Consider the following 530-nt stretch of genomic DNA (forward strand, 5'->3'; position numbering starts at 1 on the left):
CTTGACATCCTCCCCCACCTTAGCGCTTCGCGTCACAGGAGGGGGATTCCCATTACTGGGTGATAGCTGCTCGCGCAGTACCGGGTTCCTGCTTCATCGGGCGGCCTGATTGCACCACGCCTCCACAGGCTAAAACGGCGTGTCCCGCCGCTAAAATATTGCGAGCGCCGTTCACATCGGCGTTCGCCTCATAACCACACGCAGCGCATTTAAACTGGCTTTGCGTCTGGCGGTTATCCTTCGCAGTATGCCCACAACAGGCGCACTGCTGGCTCGTGTAGGCCGGGTTTATCGCCAACACCTGACCGCCTCGCCATGCCTGCTTATATTCGAGCTGGCGGCGCAGCTCAAACCAGCCCTGATCTAATATCGAACGATTCAGCCCTGATTTTGCCCGGACGTTGCGCCCCGGCTGGCTGGTCGTGCCCGCTGCTGATTTTGACATGCTGGCAACCTTCAAATCCTCAATGACGATCATCGCGTGGTTTTTGCTGATAGTCGTTGTGACCTTGTGAAGGTAATCGCGGCGG

1 protein-coding gene is annotated in these 530 nt (G+C 57.7%); it reads right to left on the minus strand.

Annotated elements, in window-relative coordinates; translation table 11 throughout:
• Nucleotides 1-52: 52 nt before the first annotated feature.
• A partial coding sequence (locus C3418_RS23960) for an RNA-guided endonuclease TnpB family protein (protein WP_146054136.1) occupies nucleotides 53-530 on the minus strand: 478 nt, incomplete at its 5' end.

Source organism: Aeromonas sp. ASNIH8 (assembly GCF_002919855.1).
Classification (GTDB): domain Bacteria; phylum Pseudomonadota; class Gammaproteobacteria; order Enterobacterales; family Aeromonadaceae; genus Aeromonas; species Aeromonas caviae.